Genomic DNA, 25,283 nt, shown 5'->3' with positions numbered 1-25,283 from the left:
GCCTCTGCGTGACAAATATGAGACTCCGTCCCGTCAGCGCACGAGGATGTTGCGAAACTGCCAGGGGTCGGACGTATCGATGTTGTCGGGAAACAGGCCGGGGCGGCCATCGGTCGGTTTCCAGTCGGTATAATGGCCCTCCACGGGTCCGAGATAGGGGCGCTGCACCTCGAGACAACGGCGGTAATCCATTTCATCCGCCTCGACGATGCCGGCTTCAGGATTTTCGATTGCCCAGACCATGCCGGCCAGAACCGCGGAACTGACCTGCAATCCGGTGGCATTCTGGTTGGGCGCAAGCAAACGCGCCTCCTGCAGGCTCAACCGCGACCCATACCAATAGGCATTCCTGTCATGGCCATAAAGAAGAATGCCGAGTTCATCGGCGCCGTCGACAAGCTCGTCTTCGGTAAGCACATGCTGGATGGGCTGAGGGGTGCCGCCATTGCCGAAAAGTTCATGCAGGGAAAGAATGGCGTCGTTGCAGGGATGATAGGCATAATGGCAGGTCGGCCGATACGTCACGTCGCCATCATCGTTGCGGACGGTGAAATAGTCGGAAATCGAAATCGCTTCGTTATGCGTGACGAGAAATCCATATTGCGGACCCAGACCCGGACACCATGTCCGCACCCGCGTATTGGCGCCGGGCTGGTCGAGATAGATCGCCGCCTTGCTTCCCTTTTTCTGTCTTTTCGCGTTTTTCGGCATCCAGTTTTCATGTGTTCCCCAGCCGAGTTCGGCGGGCTGAAAACCCTCCGCGATAAAACCTTCAACGGACCATGTGTTCCAGAAAGCGCCGAAGGGCTTGGGTTCCTTCGCCCGCTGGGTGTCGCGTTCGGCCACGTGAACGCCTTTGACGCCAAGCCGCTTCATCAGCTTTGCCCAGCCCTCTCGGTCATGTGGCTGTGGCTCCTCGATGTCGTGGCCGGTATCCTTGGCGAGATTGACGAGCGCCTGTTTCACGAACCAGGACACCATGCCCGGATTGGCGCCGCAGGTGGAAACCGCCGTCGTGCCGCCCGGCTTGCGCGCCCTTTCCTTCAACATGGTCTCGCGTAGCGAATAGTTGGTACGGGCCGCATTGTCGGCATCGGCGTCGAAATAAAACCCGGGCCAGGGTTCGACGACCGTGTCGATGTAAAGCATGCCATGCTTGCGGCAAATCCGCATCAGATCGACGGAGGCGGCATCGACCGAAAGATTGACGCAGAAGCCCTGGCCCTGAACGCCCTTGAGGAGCGGCTTCAAAATCTCGCGGTAATTTTCCTTGGTCAGATGCGTCTGGATATGGCGGATGTTCCTTTCGGCCAGAAAGGCGGCGATGTCCTCGCGCGGGTCGATGACGACGAGCCGGGTCCTGTCGAAATTGAAATGACGTTCGATCAACGGAAGAGTACCGCGCCCGATGGAGCCGAAGCCGATCATGATGATGGGGCCGTCAATATCGCCGTAAATCGGGTGGTTTGCATCCGTCATTCGTCAATTTTCCTTTTTCAGCCAATAAGTAAGCTAGATCACAAAAGCGTGCCACAATAAAGGGCAGGTGGATGACGGACATATGACGATGGTTATGACAGGACGGGCTCGGGCATCCTTTCCACCGCATTCTGCCTCTTCGCATTTTAGAGAGTGCGTTTATAATTAAGTTCTTCTTTTCCTCTCTATGTCCAAAGGCTTGGGGGCTTTGGCCGGATGACGACGGGGGAGTTTTCGCCATCGCAGGGGAGTTGCCCGTTGAATAATCTTATCGAGCGTGTCGCAGCGCTTCAGAGCCCCACCCCCGTTCTTATTGCCCTTTACGATTCCGAGGATCGGTTGCGCCATGCCAATCCGTCGTTTCGGGAAAGCTTTCAGCTTGCCGCCAACGATTTTCCGACCTGGGCGGACATCATGCGGTTGAACCATCGGCTGCGCAGCGGCGTCGTCGTCCGCAACAATGATTTCGAGGGGTGGCTGTTGTCGGCGCAATCCCGACGCGGCAAGCTGGCTTATCGCGCCTTTGAGATGGACATGTATGACGGCCGCTGGTTCTGGATGACGGAAACGGTGCAGCAGGATGGCTGGATGCTGTGTGTCGCAAGCGACGTTACCGAATTGCGCCAAGGTTACAGGACGCTAAGACAGGACAGGGATCTGGCGGTGCGCGCCTCGCAGACGGATGAATTGACCGGGACCGCAAACCGCCGCTTCGTCTTCGCCAAGCTGGCTCTGCAGGTGGAGCGGGTTACCAAGGGGCTGGAAACGCCCTTTTGCCTGTGCACGCTCGATATCGATTTCTTCAAGTAGATCAACGATCGTTTCGGCCATAAATGCGGGGATGCGGTGCTTCGCGATTTCGTCGGCATCGCCCATTCCGTCATCCGGCGGGTGGATTGTTTCGGCAGGATCGGCGGCGAGGAATTCATGCTCGTCCTGCCGCGCAGCACGGTGGCCGAGGGCCGGGAGATCGTCGAACGGCTGCTGCAGAAGGTGCGTCTTTCGAGACCCCTCTCTGAATTCCCGGATTTTTCCTACAGCTGCTCGGCCGGGCTGACGGTGTATCGCGCACCGGAAAGCACGGATGATGTTTTCATGCGGGCGGATCAGGCTCTTTATGCGGCCAAGGACAAAGGCCGCGACCGGCTTCTGGCGGTGACTGTTTAGACGAGTTCCGCCGCAATCAATCCATGCAGCGAATTGCCGACGAAGAGTTTCCGGCCAGCAATGTCGTCCGGTTTCAGCGACTGTCCGCGCGCCCTGCGGTCGCGGATCAGATCGGCGCGCAGCACCCCCGGCAGAATGCCGCTGTCGAGCGGCGGCGTCAGCAATTGCCCATCCGGCATTTCGACGAAAATGCTGGTCGACGATCCCTCGCACAACTCGCCGCGCTCGTTGAGGAGCAGAACCTCGTCGGCCTCTCCGGCTGAAAATTCGGCCCGCGCGGCGTCATAGGGCTCGCGGCGTGAGGACTTGTGACGATAGAAGGTGTCGGAAGAATCGAGCGTGGTCTGCCGGGCGATGCGAACCCGCCAGACGGTATCCTGCCGCAAGGGCTGGAAGTCGGCGGTTTCGACGTCGAGTTCGCCCTTGTAGTTCATGACCAGCCTGACGCAGAGCGGCTTTTCGCCGCCCACCTTCTTTTCCAGCACCTGAAGCGCATTGACCGGCGCGCGAAAACCGAGCGCGTCGGCCGAGCGCAGCAATCGGCGCATATGCTGGTCGATGCGCTGAAAGCCGGTCTGCGGCTCCCAGCGCAAGGTTTCCCTCAAGGTCAGATCGGCGGGTTTGCGTTTCATTACCTGTGCTCGTCGCCTGAATTGTTTACCGGTGTTTCCGCCGGCAATATCAACCGGCAAAGCTTGTCCGAAATAGGATAGCCCTGCCGGCGGAAGAGATTAAGCCTGTTTGTTATCCAGCGCTTCCAGCTCGTCGATCAGCCCTTCGATCATCGAAAGCCCCTTGTCCCAGAACGAGGGATCGGTCGCGTCGAGGCCGAAGGGTTTCAAAAGCTCCGAATGGTGTTTGGTGCCGCCCGCCTTCAGAAGCTCGAAATATTTCTCCTGAAAGCCCGTCTCGGCCTTCTGATAAACCGCATAGAGCGAGTTCACCAGGCAGTCGCCGAAGGCGTAGGCATAAACATAAAAGGGCGAGTGAATGAAATGGGGGATGTAGGTCCACCATGTCTCGTAGCCTTCGGAAATCCGGATCGCCGGACCAAGGCTCTCGGCCTGAACGGACAGCCACAATTCGCCGATCTGCCCGGAAGTCAGCTCGCCCTGCTTGCGGGCGGTATGCAGCTTGCGCTCGAATTCATAAAAAGCGATCTGGCGCACGACCGTGTTGATCATATCCTCGACCTTGCGGGCGAGCATGGCCTTGCGTTCCCTGATGTCTCTGGTGTCGTCAAGCAGCTTGCGGAAGGTCAGCATTTCCCCGAAAACGGAGGCTGTCTCGGCAAGCGTCAGCGGCGTGGCGCACATCAAGGCGCCCTGTTCGCCGGCCAGAACCTGATGAACGCCGTGACCAAGCTCATGGGCAAGCGTCATCACGTCACGCGGTTTACCGAGATAGTTGACCAGCACATAGGGATGGGCCGAAGGCACGGTCGGATGCGCGAAGGCGCCCGGCGCCTTGCCGGGGCGCGCGGGGGCGTCGATCCACTCTTCATCGAAGAAACGACGGGCAATATCGGCCATCTCCGGGGCGAAACTACCATAGGCGGAAAGCACCGTGTCCTTTGCCTCATCCCAAGGGATAATCGTGTTCGACGTATCGGGAAGCGGCGCGTTGCGGTCCCAATAATTCATCTGCTCCATGCCGAGCCATTTCGCCTTCATGGCGTAATAACGATGAGAGAGGCGCGGATAGGCTTTCTTGACCGCCGCGGCCAAAGCATCGACCACTTCGCGCTCGACGCGGTTGGCGAGATGACGGCTATCGGCAATATCCTCGAATTTGCGCCAGCGGTCGGAAATATCCTTGTCCTTGGCGAGCGTGTTGGTGATGAGCGTGAAGACGCGCAGATTGTCCTTGAAGGTGGCGCTCAGCGCCTGAGCCGCCTTCTTGCGGGTTTCCGGCTCCGGCTCCTGCAGCATGTTGAGCGTCACTTCCAGCGGCAGGCTCGCACCGTCTATGTCGAAACGCAGATCGGCCATCGTTTCATCGAACAGGCGGTTGAAGGCCGCTGCGCTGGTCATCGATTTTTCGAGGAAAAGCTGTTCCAGCTGATCGTCGAGCTGGTGCGGCTTGTCCTTGCGCAAATCCACCAGCCAGGGGCGGTAGTGACCCGCTACTGCGTCATTCGCCATGCAGGCGTCCATTGTGGCGTCATCGATGCGGTTGAGCTCAAGGGTGAAGAACAGGAGGTGGGAGGAAATATCCGTCAGCTTCGCTTGGGCATCGCCGTAAAGCTTGCCGTTTGCCGGGTTCGACGTATCGGAAAAATAGGTGAGCCCGGCAAAGGAGCCGATGCGGCCGATGAGATCATCCAGCGCTTCATATTCCTTGAGCGCCGCGCCGATGCCCTTGTCGCCCGTCGCCTTTGCGGCAGCTTCAAGCCTGCCCTTCCATTTCTCCTCGAAAGCCGCCGCCATCGACATCGCCTTGTCGAGATCGCCCTTGTATTCTGGCGAATCCCCCGATGGATAGAGGTCCGTCAGCTTCCAGCCGGGAAGGTCGCCAAGCGCCGGACCGGCGGTTTCGGCAAGGGAGAAGACGGGTTGCGGGGTCGGGCGGTTGAGGGTCATCGAACGTGTCCTTCTGATTATGCGTGCGAAGCATATGGGGACCTTGTTTCCCGCGGCAATGGATAAAATGCAAGCAATTCTCAAAACTGGATGTTCAAGTCTCCCATGCCAGAGTGCGGAATAAGGGACCGCATGAAGCAGGTCCATAAACCGGAAACCGGAGCTAAAAATGACCGCGCATGTTCTCGTGATAGACGATGATCCCGTCCAGCGCCGCCTGCTCAAAAATGCGGTGGAACGTTATGGGCATCTCGCCTTGCTTGCCGAAAACGGCAAGGCGGGGCTGGAACTGCTCAAGCAATATAGCGGCGAGATCAACGTCATTGTCCTCGACCTCATGATGCCTGAAATGGACGGGCTTACCTTTCTCAAAGCTATCGGCGAAGTCGGCACCGATGTTCCTGTCATCGTTCAGACCGGTCAGGGCGGCATCGATACCGTCGTGCAGGCCATGCGCGCCGGCGCTTTCGATTTCGTCGTCAAGCCGGTTTCGCCGGAAAGGATCGGCGCTGCCATCTCCAATGCGCTCAAGCTCGACAGGAGAGAGGCAAAAGCCCGCGCGGGAAGGCGCGGACGGAGCAATGCAGTGAATTTTACCGATATCGTTTCCGCAAGCCCGGCAATGCTGAGGGTTATCGAACTCGCGCAGCGCGCTGCCCAGTCCAGCATTCCCGTGGTGCTGGAAGGCGAATCCGGTGTGGGCAAGGAAATGGTCGCCCGCGCCATCCAGTCGGCCGGAGACAGGGCGAATAAGGCCTTCATCACCGTCAATTGCGGCGCCATTCCCCATAATCTCGTGGAAAGTATCCTCTTCGGCCATGAAAAGGGAGCCTTCACGGGCGCGACGGAAAAACATGTCGGCAAATTCATGGAGGCGGACGGCGGCACGCTGTTCCTCGATGAAATCGGCGATCTGCCGCTGGATGTGCAGGTGAAGCTGCTGCGCGCGGTCCAGCAAGGCGAAATCGAAACCGTCGGCTCCGCACGGGTGCAGAAGGTGAATGTGCGGCTGATTTCCGCCACCAACAAGAACCTCATCGAAGAGGTGAAGGAAGGCCGATTCCGCGAGGACCTTTATTATCGCCTCAACGTCTTCCCGATCACCATTCCGGCGCTGCGCCGCCGCAAAGAAGATATTCCCCATCTGGCGCGCGTTTTCGCCGAGCGCTTTTCGGCGGAACAGAAATTGCCCAATCCTGTTGGCCTTGACGCCAGCGCGCTGGCGCTGCTGACGGCCTATGACTGGCCGGGTAATATCCGTCAGCTCGAAAACGCCGTCTTCCGCGCCGTGGTGCTGTCGCAGGGCGAGGAACTGTCAGATTCCGATTTTCCGCAGATCGCCCTGCAACTGCCGGAATTTTCGACCGGCGACGACGCGGACGATGTCATTCGCTCGCCTTCAGGGGCGTCGCTGAAGCTTGCGGCCTATTCACCGCCCCCGCCGGCGGTTGCTGAAAGCCATGCCGTCATCGAGGAGCCATCGGATATTTCCACCACCATCTACCGGGGCGGAAACCTGATCTCCAGCATGGATGAATCGGGCAACATCCGCAAACTGGCAGAAATCGAGGAAGAACTCATCCGTTTCGCTCTGCGCTTCTATCGCGGCCAGATGAGCCAGGTCGCCAGAAAGCTCGGCATTGGCCGCTCGACGCTCTATCGCAAGCTGAAGGATTATGGCATCGATCCCGACGATCCCCTTCGAGATGCAGCCTAACGGCACAAACCCCGCATTTGGAGGCAGATCGCAAAATTCGTTAACTTCTGAGCAAGGATATCCGCTTACCGTCTATAAACCTCTTGTTAGTGGCTGATTCACTATATAGAGGAAGGTTGTATGTGTGTGGCAATTTTGCCATCGTGTCACCGTATTTGACGTTCATTTGAGGCAATGTGACAGAAATTGTCTTCCAGGCGGGGATCGAATTGCCATATCTGCATCGGAATAACGCGCTTTCGACCAAGGTCGCGCGCGGCTTGATCAAGGATATATGCACGAAGCTGTCGGCACGCGCTGTCACCTTTGCCTGCCTGATGCTCGCCGCAATGCCTTTCGTAGGTATTTCGGCGACCGAAGCCGCCGCCGAAACGCGCAGCCTCAAACTGTATTATATCCATACACGCGAAAAGGCGGTCATCACCTTCAAGCGCAATGGAAAATATGATCAGAAAGGTCTGCAGGAGCTGAACCGATTCCTGCGCGACTGGCGTCGCAACCAGCCGACACGCATGGATCCGCGCCTTTTCGATCTCGTCTGGGAAGTTTATCGCCGCAGTGGCGCGACTGACTATATCAACGTTGTTTCGGCCTTCCGTTCGCCCGAGACCAATGGTCTGCTGCGCTCACGCACGAAGGGCGTTGCGGAAAAAAGCCAGCATATGCTCGGCAAGGCCATGGACTTTTATATCCCCGGTGTGAAGCTTGCCCGTCTTCGCGAAATCGGCATGCAGATGCAGATCGGCGGCGTCGGCTTTTATCCGACCTCAGGCTCTCCCTTCGTGCACATGGATGTCGGCGGCGTTCGCGCCTGGCCGCGCATGAGCCGCCAAGAACTCGTCCGCATCTTCCCGAACGGCAATACGCTGCATCTTCCTTCCGACGGCAAGCCGCTTCCCGGTTATGAGCAGGCGCTTGCCGATTACAAGAAGCGCGTCAGCTCCTCCTCCATTCAGGTTGCTTCCAGCGCCGGTGCAGGCCCTGCCTCATCTGGCGGCGGCAAGCGCAAGACGCTGTTGCAGGCCCTCTTTGGCGGCGGTGACGAGGATGAAGATCCAGATAGCATCGCAGCGCCGGCGCCCGCAGAGCGCCCCGCCGTTGCTCGCCCGGCGGCTCCGGAGCTTGAACCCACGATTGCAGTTGCTTCGGCACAGACGCTTCCGGGTGTAAACGATGCGCCGCTGCCGACGGCCCGACCCGCCTTCGGCAATCAGCCGCCGGCCAATACCGGCCTTGCGACGGCGCTTTATTCTCCGGCTCGCAATGCCGCGCAGGATGCCCTGCAGGCGGCGACCACGCCGACGCCGGCTTCCGCGCCTGCCGAGCGCCAGCAATTTGCCGATCTGGCTGAGGTATCCGTTCCGGTGCCCACGCTTCTCGGCCCGCGCGGCATGAGAGGTGATGCGGAAGGATCGATCCTGACGGCTTCTGTAGAGGGTGCGACACCGGTTGCAACCGGCGAACTCGCCTCTGTTCCGGTTCCCGCCAATCGTCCGGCCGTGGCGGAAGCCCTGCTGGCGGCGGCCAATGCCGACCCTGAAGGTGAGGACGATCTCGCCGAGGCGCAACAGGGTACGCTTTCGCCCACGGTGGTTGCCGCTCTTGAACAGAGCGGTCAGGCCGCCCGGTCGCAGGTCCAGTCGGCCGCGATGCCAACAGCTGCGCCATTCCCGGCCGCCGTCAACCACAAGGTTACCGTTGCGCCCGTCGAAACGGCCAAGGCCGAACCGCAGGCTGGCTTCGGTGATGCTTTCGACCTGAAGCCTGCCATCAATGGCGGCCTCAGCGCCGGCCTTCCGACCAAGGGTTCGCGCCCGAGCAAACAGGATGCCGCCGTTTCCCAGCAGGCCATGGTGGGCGGTGGACGCCTGACGCAGGATCTTATTTCGGATTGGGCGCTCAACCAGAACAAGGGTACGACCGGACGCTCGGTAAAGGCGCCGCGTGTTGTCGCCAATCGCATGCTCAGCAACGATATGTCGGCTTCCGCGACCTCCGCGAGCTTCAAGCCCGGTGCCGCGGCCATCGAATCCAGCCGCTTCAGCACGCCGGTGAAGATGCACTGAGCCAACTTTCATAAGGAAGACGGCCGAGAGGCCAACAAAAAACCCGCCGTTACCGGCGGGGGTTTTTTTGGTGGATAGGTAAAACTTTTTACTGCTCCTTTTAACCCCCCTCTCGCCCCCCAGAAAAACGGAAAAATGCGTTTTCGCCCTTCTGTTCGAAAAAAAAAAGACGATCCCGACCAAGAAGAGCCAGACCTTCTCGACCGCCGAAGACAACCAGTCGGCCGTGACCATCCGCGTCTCGCAGGGAGATGAATTTGATTGGAGCGGAGTTCAGATTTGAGTGGCGATCGATCATAATAACAATATCATGATATTGTTATTATGATCGATCGCCACTCAAATCTGAACTCCGCTCCAATCAAATTCATCTCGCTCATATAGTTTCTGCGCATAACAATTCCCCATTCAAACCCGCAAATTCAACATAAAATTCATATATTTACGCGTAATCGGCCCGCAATCCGCAAATTGCAGGTCAGTAAAATCAGTTTTGCTCGCAGATTCTCATCCGCCCTCAGTCAAAATTACAAAATCTACCGGTGCACATATTTTATATGTTTGCATTGGTTATTGTATAAATATATGTTTATGGAAGCCGACCAGATCGCAACCGGCCTGCCCTCTTCGTATCGACCACCGAATTAGAACTCTCCTTATGGTTGCGTAAATACTGCTTCTTGAGCTTCCGATTTCGAAGCCTTGCCCTGGCATAAAGAGAACGTGCCAGCCTTCTCCTCATCAAGGCGGTATCCGCACGAGTAGCAAGAACGTACATTTCATAGAGACCCATTTTGAACACACCTTTCCTATCACGCGACGCAGTTGCGACCGTGTTGTGAGCTTCATCTCTTTTTCCATCTGCCTTTCAGCTCGATGGGCATTGCGACGGGGCACTGAAAATTGCCGCCTGTGGAAAATAAAGACACTTATCAGTGCCCCGCATCAGCGCTTTATGCCTGTCAGAGCGTGTCGTTCAGCCAGTGCGTTTCGGAGAAATAGAAAGGCCCACCACAAACCAGATTCCATCTCTCCTCCGGTCATGGCCAGAGGACTTTACCTGTCAGACCTCGAAATATGAGAGTGACGTCTTTCTCTCACAGCCGGCGCTGGCTCAGCTTCAAACCGGAATGTCTCCCGGTCCTTCGCTGAACAGAGACAGTATAGGTCAGACAAACAGGGCGGGGATGAGAGAGGGAAAAAGAAAGCTATCAACAATCGCACCACAAAAAATTCAGCTCATCACAAAAATATTAAACTATTGAAATAATTCATTTAATTAACCAATCCACCCACAGCAAAAACCGAAAAAATTCCCCATTCCCGAAATCGATCTCCACATTTCGCATCCGCCCTGTGTCGAAGAATGCATCCTTAGAGAAAAATGTTTCTATATCGCAACCTAATGTCGTAAAAGTTTCCTTTTACAATTAATTGGTTTAGTATACTAAGGGTATTGTATTCAAAAATATTGCATTCATTGATTGAGTAAACGAAGAACTCTTGCCCTAAGGCAAGGCATTTGAAGTGACATTTTAACAAGTCGACTAATTCCTACGAGAAATTTTCCATGCGACACGTCTGGGTCGGATTTTGCATATTTTCCGGCATCATCAATCTGCTCGGCTTAGCTGGCCCGTTGTTTATGCTGGAAATCTACGACCGCGTGATTCCAAGTCGCAGTATTCCAACGATGGTGGCACTACTGGCTTTGATTGCGGGCTTATATACTTTCTCGGGCTTCCTCGACATTCTTCGTGCGCGCATGTTAGCTCGAATGGCTGCAACAATCGACCTGCAGATTTCAAACCGTGTATTCGCCGCGATTGCAGGTTCACCTTTATTGATCAAGATGAACAATGACGTGCTTAAACCCGCGCAGGAGGCTGACCAGATCAAGGCCTTCTTAGCGGGACCGGGAGTGGCGGCATTATTCGATCTGCCATGGACACCAGTGTTTCTGGCGATCTCCTTCTTCCTACATCCATTGATTGGCTGGCTCGTCGCAGGAACAATGGCTACGCTCATCACGTTGACGCTGCTATCAAGCATGCTGACGAAACATCGCTCCGCAGAGAATACCGCGGCGCTCACACAACGGAACCGCTTGGGTGAAGCTGCATATCGAAATGCGGAGGCCATTGCGGCCATGGGCATGCTGGCTCAGGCGACTGACCGCTGGAACGCTGCTCATGACAACGCCAGTTCCATTCAACGTAAAACCGCCGATATCTCCGCCCTTTTTGCAGGCATATCAAGAGCAGTTCGGCAGATGGTACAGTCGGCCACTCTCGCGCTCGGCGCATGGCTGGTCATTCAGGGAGAGCTATCAGCCGGCGCAATCATCGCAAGCTCGGTTATCGCCGCAAGAGCCCTGCAGCCGATCGAACAGATTATTGGCGTCTGGCGCCACATGATCTCGGCGCGGCAGGCGTGGCAGCGACTAAAAGCGTTGTGGGCTCATTTTCCCAGTGTCCCAACAGAACGAACGACGCTGCCAGAACCGACACAAACGCTACTCGTAGAATCCGTGTCCGCTGCACCTCCCGGCGAGCGACAGCGCATGACTATACAAAATGTGAGTTTCAGAGCAGAGGCTGGAAGTGTTGTCGGTATCATCGGCCCGAGCGCTTCCGGCAAGTCTACCCTAGTTCGGGCAATCACCGGCGCTTGGCCCACAATACGTGGTCGCGTCTGCATTGACGGGGCAACGCTAGATCAATGGCCTGCTCACGAGCGTGGTCGCCATATCGGTTACATGCCACAAAGCTCAGACCTTTTCCCGGGCACTGTAGCGGAGAACATAGCTCGACTTAACCCCTTTGCCGATCATGCTGATATCATCGCCGCCGCACAGGCTGCCGGTGTACACGACATGATCGTATCCTTGATTGATGGTTATGAGACACAGGTCGGTGATGGTGGGACAAATCTCTCAGCCGGTCAGCGCCAGCGGATCGCCCTTGCTCGCGCCCTGTTTGGCAAACCTTTTCTAGTCGTACTCGACGAGCCGAACTCTAATCTTGATGTCGATGGTGACCGGGCACTGAGCGAAGCCATTGCCGGCGTCAAGGCCCGGGGCGGTATCGTCCTTGTGGTAGCGCATCGCAACAGCGTGATGTCCCAAATCGATTTCCTGCTCGTTGTGGAACAGGGCATTGCCCGCGCATTCGGGCAGAGAGATGCCGTCCTAAAATCACTACAGCAACAAACACCAAGACAGCGTCTCTCAACCGCCGCGGCCCTCACAGTTGTCGCTGGAGAGGATCCGTAACGATGGAGATCCATACAAAAACTGACCTCGTACGCTCCCTGCACCGGCACCTTGTCGTCGGCGCGGCCGCTATCATCTTCCTATTCGCCGGTGTCGGAGGATGGGCAATGAATACCGAACTATCCAGTGCGATCATCGCCCCAGGTATATTGAAGGTAGATGGAAACGCCAAGAAGGTGCAGCATCTGTCCGGAGGTATCGTCTCTGAACTTCTAACCAGAGAGGGGCAGACTGTTGAAATAGGTGATGTCTTGATACGGCTTGATGCAACCGTCGCAAAGGCGAACCTGATCACCACTTCCCACAAGCTCAACCAACTCTATGCCCGTCAAGCGCGACTGGAGGCAGAACGTGACACACAGCGGCTTGTCATTGTTCCTCCCGAACTTCTTTCACGGCTATCGCTTTCCGATGCAGAGCCGTTGATGGCCAGCGAGCGACGGCTTTTCGAGGATCGCCGTATCTCACGAGAAGGACAGAAGACCCGGCTGCGAGAGCAAATCAAGCAGCTTCAGCAGCAGATCATTGGCGTTGAAGAACAACGAAATGCGAAAACAGACGAGATCGGCCTCATAGAACAAGAACTCTCTGGCCTTCGCCGTTTGTACGCATCAGGCGCTATTCCATTGAGCCGCGTGAACAATCTCGATCGTAACGTAGCACGGTTACGCGGCGAGTACGGGCAGCTCGTGGCGTCTATTGCGTCAGCACAGACTCGCATCTCTGAAACAGAGGTGCAACTGCTACAGATCGATCAGCAAATGCATGCAGAAGTGGCGACGGAACTTCGCGACGTAAAAAACCAGCAGGTCGAGCTCCGCGGACAGGAGGTCACGGTTCTCAATGAGGTGAAGCTTCTCGATATCAAAGCGCCAATTGCGGGCGTAGTCCATCAGCTTGCTGTTCATACCATTGGCGGAGTAATCACCGCTGCGGAACCTCTGATGCAAATTGTGCCGCAGGAAAGCACGCTAACTGTCGAGGCGCGCATCGCGCCGCAGGATATTGACCAGCTCGCTGTTGGTCAGTCAACAACACTGCAGCTGACAGCGTTCAACCGTAATACGACACCGGAAATTGCGGGTTCCGTTATCCGCATTTCCGCCGACCTGGAAACCGACCAAATGACCGGCACAAGCTTTTATAAGGCAGGAATTGCCCTACGGGACGACGATACTCGGCGAACCGACGAAATAGGTCTGGTTCCCGGCATGCCCGTCGATGCCTTCATACGAACGGGCGACCGCAAAGTCATTTCATACTTCACCAAGCCCCTGCGCGATCACATGCAACGCGTGTTTCGGGAAGAATAGCGACGATATTCGCGGCATGTTTGCCGCGAGAGAGATACGGACGCAGCAGCCCCAGCCTGGAAAGCACAGCTGCCGCGCCCGTCCGAAACCGGCGAAATAGTTCGCCGGAAACCCAAGGAGTGTAACATGCCTACACGTAGTGGAAACGATTCAGCAAACACTATCGACCTGAGATATGAAACTCTCACCCCTTCGGCAGGTTGGCCTGCAAATCAAGCATGGTGGTCCGTTTACGCTCAAGGCGGCAATGATACGGTATATGGCAGTGCCTACAATGACTGGATCGACGGTGGCTCTGGCAACGACACCCTCCGCGGCTATAACGGCAACGACAATCTCGACGGCGGCGCGGGAGCCGACTACCTCTACGGTGGCTACGGCGATGATCGCCTTTCGGGCGGAGCCGATAACGACTATCTCTACGGCGAGGCTGGAGAGGATTGGTTGGACGGAGGCGATGGTAACGATCGGTTGGAAGGCGGCGCCAACAATGACGTCCTAGTCGGCGGTGCCGGAGCCGACGTAATGCTGGGCGGATCGGGAGATGATCAAATCTTCGGGGACGCAGGTGCTGATACTATGAATGGCGAAGCCGGCGATGATCGCCTTTGGGGTAACTCTGGAAATGACCTGTATCTATTTAATGGACAAGGCTGGGACACCATCAATGATGGGGTAACAAACGGTGGCACTGCTCGGACCGATACAACATTTGATACCAGCGACCGGTTGATCGTCAGTTATGCTACAAGCGACGTAAAGTTCTACACTTTCACGGATAACAAAAATCTTCTTATCACATCGGAGACTGATGCCAATGACGGCACGGTCGACAACGCAGTGATCCTTGAGAACTATTTTGCCGGTGGACACTACGTCGTGGAAATACTACAGACAAGTGACGGTGTACACTACCTTCCCGATTACTTCCCCCTCGCTGCCTAATTGCAGCAGGAGACCGAGAATTAAGGAAGGGGATCGGCGATCCGATCCCCTTTTTCTGATATATTATAGGAATAATCTCCTGTTCCTCTTGTACAGCCGCAAACTGGGTGCATCAGCTTAAATATCCCTCAAATACTTGGCCCGCTCCTTTTCATAGCGCGCATAATCTTGCTTCCAGCCTTCGATTTGCGCATATCGCGGATCAGCCTTCATACCCACATAATCAACCGTCACCCTGGTTTCTGGTATTGGAGGCAGCGAATTAAACTGCCTTTGTGTCAGGGCCGTACTGGCTTTCTGTATTCGCCCCCCAACCAGATTGGCGATCTGCTCTGCAATTTTTTGGGCTAAATCAGGCCCAGCTACGCCATCCAGACCTGCTAACAGGTTACGCAGTCGCTTACCTAAAGTGTCGTCGCTCCTCACGACTCCCTGGTTATCGATGGTCGCAACTACATTTCCAGCGATAACGACGTGCGCATAGGGTTTAAGGCCGGCATAATTGGAAAGATCAGGAGCTTCATGGGTGCTATACTCGCTTTCCAGGCTGCTCATACTAGTCTCGATAAGCTGTTTCTTTGCTCCCATAAATTCATTGTATTGATCCTGAGGCAGAGCAGAGATGTTCATGGGCTTAGCATTCGATAAATCGAACATGTACAAGCTGACCAGTTTTCCCTGAAGCTTGAGAGTGACCATCGAAACGCTAGAAGAATTGTCTCCGCCGGCCACCGACTTGCTTCTACTTTCTTGTTGTGACGCCATATATGTATTGGCGGTGCTGTTATCAGATTTTTCAGCCCTACCGTAGCGACCGGTGGAGCTATAATATGCTGTCGATCCAATCGTGGTCATGGCAAATCTCCTACATCTGCGGGCAAAATCTGCCAGATGAGGCTTGCGCCAACCTATCCGTGCTCAATTTAATAAATACAACTTTTTTTAGTAAAATAAGATAATCGTGAGTATGAGACGTCTTCGTATTCTGCGTTCAGCTTTGACTGTACAGACGTGATCCGACAGCCCTCACACCGTTCGCCCACACCACACGCTCTAACTAATTTGGATATTGCCTTACCAACGAACCTTCATCATAACTTCGCAAGCAGCAGCACAGTATGCGCAAGAACTCACCATTCTATAGTTGAGCCATCATAGGCAAAAAATTGACCTGTCTGGCTCTGGCCGAGACCGTCTATCGTTTCCAATAGGCGCACAGCCGATTGATCCGGGGTGAGCCGGTCTCTGCCCTTCGAAAACGGCTGGGAAAGGTCCGTATCGACTGTTCCGGGATGCAGCGCGACGATGATGGCTTGGCGGTTGGTGCGGGCAATTTCTATCGCTGCCGTTCGAATGATCTGATTTTGAGCGGCCTTCGCGGCGCGATAGGAAATCCAACCGCCCAGCCGGTTATCGCCAATCGAGCCAACACGCGCCGACAGCGAGGCACAGACGCTTCGCCTTTCCCGTTGCAAAAGCGGCGTGAAATATTTCAGCAGCAGTGCAGGCCCTATGGCATTGACCGCAAATTGCTTCGCCATGTGACCGGCGTCGATCGCCCGTATCGACTTTTCCGGACCGGCACCATCGATCACCAAAGCACCCGTTGCGTTGAAGATCAGATCGAATGAACCGCGCTGGTCTTCCAGACGGGCAGCGGCTTCACGGACCGTCGTCTCGTCGGTGATGTCGAGACCGTCGCGGCTGCGAGACAGAGGCAGGGCAAGCGCACAGCGAGGATCGGCCTTGAGGCGCGCAAGCAGTGCCGCGCCAATACCGCCGGACGCACCGATGACGATGGCTCTATAGCCGCTTTCAAACGAGGCTATCATGAACGCGCTCCGTCAGCGTTTATCTCTGGGCGGGAAATTCGAGCTTTTTGACATCGTAACCCAGCTCGCGCACTTTCATCATCATCCTCTCGAGCTTCGCCTTGGAGGGAACGTTGCGAGCATAAACCCAGACATCGTCTGTGGATGGATTGGCGCTGATGAACCAGGACTTGTCAGGTGATTTATAGAGCACCCAGTAATTGAACGTGATCAGGAGTGGGTAACGGACCCTCATCTTCGCCTTGGTAGACGCGAAGTCCAAGATCTTTCCAACACCGTTGATGGTTTTCAACTTGCCCCGCGGCGTGCCTTCGCGGCAGCCATCTTCGACCAGCACTTCATCGGCCGACTTCCCCTGCCGGTAGCTGGAATAGCCGGCGACGCATCCGTCCGTCAGAAGCATCGGCATGCGACCGATTTCCAGCCATGTGCCCCGATAGTGACCGGCATCAACGGCAACAGGCTTGGGGGCAGCAGTAGCGAGCGAGCCCGAGAATAGAAGTAGCGAGACTGTCAGCGCACCCACGACGCGCTTGCGATTTTTCTGCATAAACTCCTCCTGTCGATCAATCGGGTTCAGGTTTCAGTTCGCCGTGACATGCCGGCATATCGAAGCGCGATAAAGGCCATGAGACCGGCAGCGGAGAACGCATTCAGATTGAGAAGCGTTGCAAGATCATCTGCCGACCAGGATTGCAGCCCCGCGCCCAGAAATGTGCGCGAGCAGAAGAAGGCGATAAAGACAAGAATTGCCATCGCATATTGCCAGAGTTTCTCATTCGCACGGAACGAGATGGCCGCCAGCATAATGCATGCCGCAAAGAAAAATTCCGTGCCGGATGCGTGGCCGAATATCGCTGTTTCAAACAGGGTATCAAGCGTTCCCACAAGAGGAAGCGCCAGGCGCGCAGCCAGATGGGATTTCTTTGCCAGAAACGGGATAGCAAGGAAAAACGGCAGCGATAGCAGCGTAACGAGCGATGCCTCAGCAGCACCGGCATCGACGAGATACCAGACATAGAGCGGATAAAACGGCTTATTCAGGATGATGACCCAGACAATGGTCAGTGTCGCCTTCGTCAGGTCATCGGTTACGGCCAGGCCCGTCCGCCTATCGTCTCTTCCAAGTTCCATCAGGCCGTCTTCTCCGTTAGCGCCTAGTTGGCCGCTGGCCTAGATACGAAGAAGAGGCCCTTTTGGTTTCAGTGGCGGGACAAAAGTGCGATGGCGATTCCGGAAATCGACACGCAAAACGGATGTAGCGCTCGTCTATCCCTCATTTTTCGTTTTCTGGCCAAGTGGCGTCCTGCAACACTTAACGTCGCTTGGCGTTAGAGACGACACAAACTACCAGAAGCCACAGGGCTAGAAGGATGACACCGTGAACCTGCCGAAGATCAACCGCCTCGTGTTACAGAACCTGATCGCAGGCCTCAGCGATGGGCTGATATTGCTGGAAACCGAAGGAACGATCGCATGGGCCAACAAGGCAGCACTGGAGATGCACCGCATACAGACCGTGTCGGAGCTTGGCGCCGACGCCGAAAGCTACAGGCGCAATTTCACGCTTCGCTATCGCAACAATCATCTTCTCGACGAAGGTCAGTATCCGCTTGAGCGGCTACTTGCCGGAGAGACATTCGAAGATGTGACAGTGGAGATATCGCCAAGTGACAATGCGGCTGAATGCTGGGTCCATACCTTGCGTGGCCTTATTCTTGAAGATGACGGCGCAAAACCCGATGTGCTTGTATTGATCATTCGCGACGAGACCCCGCGCTTCGAGGCTGAAGCGCGATTCGAGAGCGCCTTTAACGCCAATCCGGCGCCGGGTCTGATCTGCCGGCTGGAAGACGAGCGTTTCATTCGCGTCAATCAGGGTTTTCTGGAAATGACCGGTTTCAACCGCGAGGAGATCATCGGGATCAGCGTTGAGGAACTGGGGTTGTTTTCCGAGTGCGAAACCGGTGAGGATGCGCTGAAGCGTCTGCATGAAGGCCGGGTCATTCGCCATCGCGAGGCGCTCATTCCCATTCCGGGCGGTGACAGGCTGGTGATCGTGGCAGGGGAAACAATCGCGGTTGCCGAAGAGCCCTGCATGCTGTTCACCTTCGCGGATCTCGACGGGCGCCGGAAGGCACAGAACGCGCTTCGCCAGAGCGAAGAAAGATTCTTCAAGTCCTTCCGTCTGTCGCCCGCGCCGGCGGCAATTTCCAGGCTGAGCGACTTCGTGCTGACGGAGGTCAATGATGCCTTTCTGACGCTTTGCGGTCACATGGAAGCCGAGGTGATCGGCAAAACCGCAAGCGAGTTGCGATTGTGGGACGATGTGGCAGCACGACGCGAAATCGAGAAACGGCTGAAGGACAATATTCCTATCCGAAATGAAAATCTGCGTATGAACCTCGCTGATGGCGGCTTAGCTGAGTGCATCGTTTCGGCAGAACGCGCAGAGATCAATGACCAGCTTTGCGTCATCTGGGCGATACAGGACGTTACGGAACGGCGAAGATCCGAAAACGAGCTGATCGAAGCCATCGAAAGTGTCATGGCCGACACCTCCTGGTTCAGCCGTACCGTTGTTGAGCGGCTCGCGGGGCTGCGGCAAAATTCGCGCGGCGCCACATCGACCGCATCGCTGAAGGATCTCACGGATCGAGAGGAGCAGATACTATCGCTAATCTGTGACGGTTGCAGCGACAAGGAAATGAGCGATCGGCTGAACCTCTCCAAACACACGATCCGCAACCATATAGCGTCTCTTTACGGCAAGATCGGTGTCAACCGCCGAACCGCGGCGGTAATCTGGGCGCGGGAGCGTGGATTTGTCGGCAGTAAAAAAAATAGCGGCTGAACCCGCAAATTAGGTCAGTTTGTACCAGTCGAACTAGTAGCTATTGCTCTGCCAGCGGCGATTTTGCCGGCCTATCTTTCCATCATGCCGTTACCAACAGCGGCACCCTCAAAACGATGGAAGGAACTCGTCATGGACAACAACCGTATCGAAGGTATCGCCCGTCAGGCAAAGGGCAGCATCAAGGAAGCGGCTGGAAAGATCACCGGCAACGACAAGCTTCAGGCGGAAGGCAAAGCCGAAAAACTGGCGGGCCAGGCGCAGGAGAAGCTCGGCCAGACCAAGGACGCCGTCAAAAAGGCATTCAAGTGAACCGCTGATGTTCAAGGTAGGAGGTTTCACCATGATGCTTGCTTGTGAACTGACCCCGGCCACAAACTGCCTCCCCCAGGACGTCAGCCTGTGTGCCGCCTTGCAAGCCGTGCTCGCCTATGCCGATGGACAGGAAGACAGCTCGATCTCCGTCACATCCGTCGAGGGCAGGATCGTGCTCTCGGGCGAAGTGGAAACACTCTCTGCCTTCGAACGGGCGGTCATCATCGCAGAATGTTTCGCATCGCGGCCGATCATCGCCGATCTGGCGATCCGGCAGCGCCCCCATACCTATCTGGATGCCTCTGCCCCACGCATCCAACTTGTAGAGAATAACAGGAGTGACAAACAATGAAGAAACTCGTTCTTGCAACTGCAATTGCAACTCTGGCCATCGCCCCACTCGCTTCCGCCGAAACGAAGCACAGCGGCAAGCGTGCAACAGAAACCGCGCAGAAGGAACGCGTCGGCACCCTGTCCTGTGAAATCGCCGGTGGCGTCGGCCTCGTCGTCGGCTCCAGCAAGGCGGTGAGCTGCGAGTTCCGTCAGCGCACCGGCAAGACGGAACGCTACACCGGCACAATCGGCAAGCTTGGCCTCGACATCGGTGTGACCGGCAAGACCTATATGAGCTGGATCGTGCTCAATACGGCGGCAAGCCGCGTTGGCGACGGCGCGCTGAGCGGTGATTATGTTGGCGCATCTGCCGGCGCCTCGGTCGGTGTGGGCGTGGGCGCCAACGCGCTGATCGGCGGTAACGCAAAGAACTTCGCGCTGCAGCCGATCAGTGCCGAAGTTGGTACCGGCGTGAACTTGGCTGCTGGCGTGTCCCACCTCCAGCTGAAGCGAGCGGGTTAATCCGTTCGTCTCCGCGGTCGCACGGGGTCGTCAACGGCAAGCGCGTCGCGTTCATCGCGGCGCGCTTTTTTAGAAGCGTGTGGCAGCCTGGAAAAATGCTTTTTGCCTCGGCCGTTCAAACCCTCCGTCGGGCTTTGAGGAATAACCCTCGGAGCGCGTGCCGCCTGCGAATAGATCGCCTCGCCCTCAACCACCATAAAAGTTTCTTCAAGTTCGCGGCCGGGGTAGTTGTAGGTGCCGGGCTCCGTCTTCCAGACGGCGACGATCGTACCGTTTTCGATGTCGTCCTGTCATATCGGACGGCGGCCGGAACCTCCAAAACCAATTTCCTGCCGCTCCAGAAGAATGACGTCAACGCCTGCCCTGGCCAGTTCGAGCGCGGTGGTCAGCCCGGTATAACCGGCACCGACAATGCAAATATCTGCCTGGATAAGACCTGAGAGTGGTTCCGTAACCGGTGCGGAAGCGCCCGTCGCATACCAGAGCGTGGCGCCAAAGGGCGAGAAAGAAGACATCAGCCCGCACTCTCAATTCAAATCGCTGAGGGCATCGAGCGCGTCGCGAAGTCCGTCGCCAATGAAGTTGGAACTCGTGACGTCGAGCGTGATGGCGACACCGGGTACTCTGGCGAGCCAGAGCGCCCTGTCGAGATATTGCTCGGCACCGTTCAACATGTTGCCCCAGCTTGGCAGCGGCAGCTGAATGCCGTAACCCAGAAAACTGATGTAGGCCTCAAGAAGAATGGCGCGCGCCACCGTCAACGTCGCCGCGACGATGGTGGGCCTGGCAGCATTTGGCAGTAGTTCCCGAAACAAGATCCAACCATTGAGCAGACCAAGCATGTGGGCTGCCATCACGACGTCTCGCTCACGCACGGAACGGACCTCTGCCTCGACCAAGCTTGCAATCTCCATCCAGGACTTATGCCTGAAGCCGGCCCGTCCGATCGTAACCGTCCGCTGCCTGCGCGCCTATTTTGCCTTTTCCAGATGACCACCAAAGGCATTGCGCATTGCCGAGAGCACTTTACCGGCAAATTCGGCCTCACCACGTGACGAGAAGCGCTCGAACAGCGCCGATGCCAGCACGGGAGCCGGTACGCCCGTTTCGACAGCCGCCTGCAGCGTCCAGCGCCCCTCGCCGGAGTCCGAAACCCGGCCACCATACTGGTCTAGATCAGGGTCCTGCTTCAGGGCCTCGGCCGTCAGATCGAGCAGCCATGAGCCGATGACAGACCCGTGCCGCCAGACCTCCGTCACGGCAGGAAGATCGATATCGAACTGGTAATATTCCGGATGGGCGAGAGGGGCCGTTTCCGCATCCGCCGCGCGGTTCTGCATACCGGCATTGGCAGCCTTCAATATGTTCAGACCTTCGGCGTAGGCCGCCATGACACCGTACTCGATGCCATTATGAACCATCTTGACAAAATGTCCCGCCCCTGACGGTCCGCAATGCAGATATCCCATCGGCGCCGTGCCGGTAACGGGATCGGCTACAATGCCCTGGCCAGCTCCGGGGGCGAGCGACGCAAAAATCGGATCGAGCCGTTGCACGGCAGCCACCGGGCCGCCAATCATCAACGAAAAGCCGCGCTCCAGCCCCCAGACGCCGCCGGACGTGCCAGTATCGATGAAATCGACACCATGGGTGGCAAACTCCGCCGCCAGATCAATAGCATCACGATAAAACGAATTGCCGCCATCGATGATTGTATCGCCCGCAGAAAGTTTCACTGCAAAGTCACGGGCGATTTTCGGCGTAATCGCAGCGGGAAGCATCAGCCAGACTGCACGCGGCGGTGAAAGCTTCGCAACGAGATCGTCCGGCGAGGTGGCACCGGTCGCACCTTGCCTCACCAGCGCAGCGACATTTTCGGGATTGACATCGAAAACCACGCAATCATGACCATGTTTCAAAAGGCGGCGCACCATATTTGCGCCCATCCGTCCAAGCCCAACCATTCCGATCTGCATGCTGAAACTCCTTCTTTCCTATGCGCTATGGGCGCTTCATTCACCGAGACGAACGGTAAAAGCCCCGTTTTACCAAACTCCCGCGTTCACCCAAAAGCAGGTGAAGACGATCTGGCTGCACGCTATGTCCTGCATGGGCCAGTCAAAAGTACGAGCGCAGAATGCAGTACCACGACGCATCATCATGCGGCGCATGTCCACATCGGATGCGGCCTTACCGGTAAGCTAGGTACTGGCGAAATGGCGCACAACTAAAGATTTGGTAATTTAATCCACACAGCACGTTGGACATTTTGGACTGCGGGACTAAGACGTAGCCATAGGGGATCAGACAGACCTGGCGAAATGATTGGTCAAACCCACAAATTGGACCCGCCGCACCCGATCGTGATACCGTGCGGCAAGATTTGGCATCACCATGCGACTTGGCACCATCACAAACCTGGCTTATGCCGTAACGCTGATACTGACGACAGTATCAGCCACCACATTCATTTTGTCGGCAAGAAGCGCCTCCCAAGAGCGCGCGGCAATCGAGTCTCATCTCGAATTAAACGATCTTGCCGAGGAATTGGTGATCATCGCGGACGAGCGCGCCGAGGAGGCGCGTCTTTACGTTATGCGAGGCGACGAGCAACATCTGGCAAAGTTCTATGTCGGCGAAGATCAGGAAAATCACCTCGAAGAAGCCGTGGATAAACTGTCTGCGCGCGGTGCCTTGCCGCAGGAAGAAGGATTGTTTCAGGATATACGCAAGAGCGCTGACACTCTGGACGCGATGGAACGAGAGGCCATCGCTTCTTATCGCTCCGGGCGCCAGAACGAAGCGCAACAGGTCCTGTTCGGTGACGAGTATTATCAACTGCATACAAGTCTGCTGAATACCGTTGCAAATGTGAGAGAGACGGTTGCGGCACGCACGCAGGCAACAGTTGATCAGGCCAAAAGCCGAAGTGATTTCTACGGGTCTATCGCCAAGGTGATGCTTGCCCTGACCGCACTGATGTTTTTGGCCGTATTGTACTTTGTCCTCAGCAGACGGGTTGCCGCGCCCCTTATCAGAATGAGTAATGTCGTCATGCGCCTTGCCCGGCAGGACTACAGTATAGAGGTACCAGACGAAGGGCGACGTGACGAAATTGGAGAAATGAACCAAGCCATTCGCATCTTCCGCAGCAACGGGCTGGAACGGGAACGGCTTGATGCAGAGCACCGCAGGAACCAACGCATCAAGGACCTAATCCTGCAAATGATGCATCGAATTCAGGCGTGCCAGAATCAGGATGAATTGTCCGACGTCGTTGCGAAATTCATGCCGCAGATTTTTCCCGCTATCGCGGGCCGGCTGCTTGTGCTCAAGGAAAACAGTACACTTCTCCAATCGACCGGAAAATGGTCCGACCCTTCGTTTTCCGTGTCTGATTTTTTGATCGATGATTGCTGGGCTCTGCGTCGCGGACGTCCCCACACCAACAATCCCGACGGGGACGACGTCGTCTGCCATCACCTCCAGGGAATGTTCGGAACCGGTCTCTGTATACCGCTGACCGCCTTGGGGGACACCGTCGGCCTGTTGTACCTCGAAATTCCCGCAAGAAATGAAGCGCTGGAGACAGAGCGACTTTATCTGGAACTCCTCGCCGAGAATATTGGTCTTGCCGTCGCAAACCTCCAACTGCGGCAGCGGCTGGTTGGCATGGCCAGACACGATGCCTTGACCGGTCTCCTGAACCGTCGGTCTCTTGATGAGGCGCTGAACAAGCATATTGAGAAGCCAGACGATTCACTGGCCTGTCTCATGCTGGATATCGACCATTTCAAGCGCTTCAACGACCGCTTTGGCCACGATGCCGGTGACGCGGTGATGCAATATGTTGCCCAGGTCCTTTCCGAAGCCGTCGGCGAACTGGGTGAACTATTCCGTTTCGGCGGCGAGGAATTCACTGTGTTGATGGCGGCTGCGGGTATTGAAGATGCCATCAAGGTTGCGGAGAGACTCCGGCATGCGGTTGAACGCGCGCCGTTCAACTATCGTGGTCGCCTGCTTGACCCGGTTACCGTATCTGTCGGTATTGCAACCGCACCGGCGGGAGGGACAGTGAGTAGCGTGCTGGAACGAGCAGACGCCGCACTCTTGAACGCCAAACAGAACGGTCGCAACAAATGGGTATCGTCCGACGCGATGTGAGCGAGGGGCTTGGCACCCCCAGTCCGTCAATAAACCGCCTCACGCCATGGGCATCGACCGCTCCTGCCAGCACCCGTTAGAAATCAAAATTGCACGCCTGTCCGACCGACGGCAGGCCATGATCTGGAAGGCTAAATGCCAAGGACAGCGAAAACGTGTCGTTCGCTCGTCTGGGCCGTGCCGTATGATGGCTTAACCACCGTAACAGGCTCCGTGAACCGAGAAAATCGAGATCAACGGCAATTACCATGAGGCCCGTATCCACTTGCGGGCCGAACGCCTCCATAATCCCGGCAACATTATCTGGAATGTCGCTCTATCAATTTACCGGCGTGATGCACGGCAGTCGCCTCAACCACATGGCCCGCATTCGCTTGAGAGTCAGACGATGAACCGGAGACAAGCGGGCCACGCACATTCACATCCGAACATTGTGCAACGCACAAAATACGGAGGAATAGGCATGAAATTCGGATTTTTAGATACATATCATCCGAAAAAATTCGTCTAAAACTCTCTCAACTCAAGGAGAGAGACCATGACGGACACGACATCAGATTTTGATGGGTCAACAATTGCCCTGGAGGCCACAAAAGAACCCGCATGGACAGCTGCGACCTGGTTCGCGGTTCTTTCGATGGCGGCCACCAGTTTTGCGCTGGTTTCGGCCGAGTTCCTGCCAGCGGGATTGTTGACGCCCATGGCGCGCGATCTCGGCAT

Annotated in this window: 18 protein-coding genes and 5 pseudogenes; 13 read left to right on the top strand and 10 right to left on the bottom strand. The window is 56.3% G+C overall.

Translation table 11 applies throughout. From position 1 onward, the window contains the following. Nucleotides 1–33: 33 nt before the first annotated feature. Nucleotides 34–1,479 (bottom strand): homospermidine synthase, encoded by a 1,446-nt coding sequence (locus PL599_RS12480; RefSeq protein WP_269823822.1) that lies wholly within the window; start codon nt 1,477–1,479, stop codon nt 34–36. A gap of 258 nt (nt 1,480–1,737) precedes the next feature. Here PL599_RS12480 and PL599_RS12475 point away from each other — a divergent pair. Then, a pseudogene (locus PL599_RS12475) lies at nt 1,738–2,646 on the top strand (diguanylate cyclase domain-containing protein). Here PL599_RS12475 and PL599_RS12470 read toward each other — a convergent pair. After that, nucleotides 2,643–3,278, bottom strand: coding sequence for an aminotransferase class IV family protein (locus PL599_RS12470; RefSeq protein WP_077983498.1), 636 nt, complete (start codon nt 3,276–3,278; stop codon nt 2,643–2,645). The pseudogene PL599_RS12475 and the gene PL599_RS12470 overlap by 4 nt on opposite strands. Nucleotides 3,279–3,377: 99 nt before the next feature. Beyond that, complete coding sequence (locus PL599_RS12465) at nt 3,378–5,228, bottom strand: M3 family oligoendopeptidase (protein ID WP_269823821.1); 1,851 nt, start codon at nt 5,226–5,228, stop codon at nt 3,378–3,380. Nucleotides 5,229–5,397: 169 nt separating this feature from the next. Here PL599_RS12465 and PL599_RS12460 point away from each other — a divergent pair, with 169 nt between their 5' ends. The 6 genes and pseudogenes from PL599_RS12460 to PL599_RS12435 all read left to right on the top strand — a co-directional run bounded on the left by PL599_RS12460 (nt 5,398) and on the right by PL599_RS12435 (nt 14,543). Further along, nucleotides 5,398–6,945, top strand: coding sequence for a sigma-54-dependent transcriptional regulator (locus PL599_RS12460; protein ID WP_269823820.1), 1,548 nt, complete (start codon nt 5,398–5,400; stop codon nt 6,943–6,945). 176 nt (nt 6,946–7,121) lie between these two features. Further along, nucleotides 7,122–9,011, top strand: coding sequence for a DUF882 domain-containing protein (locus PL599_RS12455; protein ID WP_271359083.1), 1,890 nt, complete (start codon nt 7,122–7,124; stop codon nt 9,009–9,011). 88 nt (nt 9,012–9,099) lie between these two features. Continuing rightward, a pseudogene (locus PL599_RS12450) lies at nt 9,100–9,264 on the top strand (Hsp70 family protein); the annotation flags it as partial. Nucleotides 9,265–10,581: 1,317 nt separating this feature from the next. Beyond that, nucleotides 10,582–12,285 (top strand): type I secretion system permease/ATPase, encoded by a 1,704-nt coding sequence (locus PL599_RS12445; RefSeq protein ID WP_269825424.1) that lies wholly within the window; start codon nt 10,582–10,584, stop codon nt 12,283–12,285. A 2-nt stretch (nt 12,286–12,287) separates the two neighbouring features. Then, a complete protein-coding gene (locus PL599_RS12440; protein ID WP_269825423.1) occupies nt 12,288–13,598 on the top strand; it encodes an HlyD family type I secretion periplasmic adaptor subunit in 1,311 nt (436 codons plus the stop codon). Nucleotides 13,599–13,724: 126 nt separating this feature from the next. Then, entirely contained in the window at nt 13,725–14,543 is an 819-nt protein-coding gene (locus PL599_RS12435) for a calcium-binding protein (RefSeq protein ID WP_269825422.1), read from the top strand. A 117-nt stretch (nt 14,544–14,660) separates the two neighbouring features. Here PL599_RS12435 and PL599_RS12430 read toward each other — a convergent pair whose 3' ends face one another. From PL599_RS12430 to PL599_RS12415, 4 genes are all read right to left on the bottom strand, one after another. Continuing rightward, entirely contained in the window at nt 14,661–15,398 is a 738-nt protein-coding gene (locus PL599_RS12430) for a hypothetical protein (RefSeq protein ID WP_269825421.1), read from the bottom strand. A gap of 275 nt (nt 15,399–15,673) precedes the next feature. Then, nucleotides 15,674–16,375, bottom strand: a complete 702-nt coding sequence (locus tag PL599_RS12425) for an SDR family NAD(P)-dependent oxidoreductase (RefSeq protein ID WP_269825420.1) — start codon at nt 16,373–16,375, stop codon at nt 15,674–15,676. 19 nt (nt 16,376–16,394) lie between these two features. After that, nucleotides 16,395–16,925, bottom strand: a complete 531-nt coding sequence (locus PL599_RS12420) for a lipocalin family protein (RefSeq protein WP_269825419.1) — start codon at nt 16,923–16,925, stop codon at nt 16,395–16,397. Nucleotides 16,926–16,951: 26 nt separating this feature from the next. Further along, a complete protein-coding gene (locus tag PL599_RS12415; protein ID WP_269825418.1) occupies nt 16,952–17,509 on the bottom strand; it encodes a hypothetical protein in 558 nt (185 codons plus the stop codon). A gap of 247 nt (nt 17,510–17,756) precedes the next feature. On the opposite strand from PL599_RS12415, the gene PL599_RS12410 reads away from it, so the two are divergent. The 4 genes from PL599_RS12410 (at nt 17,757) to PL599_RS12395 (ending at nt 20,399) form a co-directional block, all read left to right on the top strand. Beyond that, entirely contained in the window at nt 17,757–19,229 is a 1,473-nt protein-coding gene (locus PL599_RS12410; RefSeq protein WP_269825417.1) for a helix-turn-helix transcriptional regulator, read from the top strand. 132 nt (nt 19,230–19,361) lie between these two features. Further along, complete coding sequence (locus tag PL599_RS12405) at nt 19,362–19,541, top strand: CsbD family protein (RefSeq protein ID WP_077984902.1); 180 nt, start codon at nt 19,362–19,364, stop codon at nt 19,539–19,541. A gap of 7 nt (nt 19,542–19,548) precedes the next feature. Then, on the top strand, nt 19,549–19,896 hold the full coding sequence (locus tag PL599_RS12400; protein ID WP_269825416.1) for a BON domain-containing protein: 348 nt from the start codon (nt 19,549–19,551) through the stop codon (nt 19,894–19,896). After that, entirely contained in the window at nt 19,893–20,399 is a 507-nt protein-coding gene (locus PL599_RS12395) for a DUF992 domain-containing protein (RefSeq protein ID WP_269825415.1), read from the top strand. The genes PL599_RS12400 and PL599_RS12395 overlap by 4 nt, the downstream gene beginning before the upstream one ends. A 302-nt stretch (nt 20,400–20,701) precedes the next feature. On the opposite strand, the pseudogene PL599_RS12390 reads toward PL599_RS12395, so the two are convergent. From PL599_RS12390 to gnd, 3 genes and pseudogenes are all read right to left on the bottom strand, one after another. Then, a pseudogene (locus PL599_RS12390) lies at nt 20,702–20,914 on the bottom strand (FAD-dependent oxidoreductase); the annotation flags it as partial. Between the two features lie 12 nt (nt 20,915–20,926). After that, nucleotides 20,927–21,319, bottom strand: a pseudogene (locus PL599_RS12385) (ABC transporter permease); the annotation flags it as partial. A gap of 51 nt (nt 21,320–21,370) precedes the next feature. Then, nucleotides 21,371–22,375, bottom strand: coding sequence for a phosphogluconate dehydrogenase (NAD(+)-dependent, decarboxylating) (gene gnd / locus PL599_RS12380; protein WP_269825414.1), 1,005 nt, complete (start codon nt 22,373–22,375; stop codon nt 21,371–21,373). Nucleotides 22,376–22,793: 418 nt separating this feature from the next. Between gnd and PL599_RS12375 the strand changes: the two genes are divergently transcribed. Beyond that, complete coding sequence (locus tag PL599_RS12375; protein ID WP_271359082.1) at nt 22,794–24,563, top strand: diguanylate cyclase; 1,770 nt, start codon at nt 22,794–22,796, stop codon at nt 24,561–24,563. 538 nt (nt 24,564–25,101) lie between these two features. Further along, nucleotides 25,102–25,283, top strand: a pseudogene (locus PL599_RS12370) (MFS transporter); the annotation flags it as partial.

The organism is Agrobacterium sp. ST15.16.055, assembly GCF_027956555.1.
In the GTDB taxonomy this organism is placed as follows: domain Bacteria; phylum Pseudomonadota; class Alphaproteobacteria; order Rhizobiales; family Rhizobiaceae; genus Agrobacterium; species Agrobacterium salinitolerans.
The sequence above is the reverse complement of the archived record's forward strand: the minus strand, read 5'-3'. Positions and strand labels throughout refer to the sequence as shown.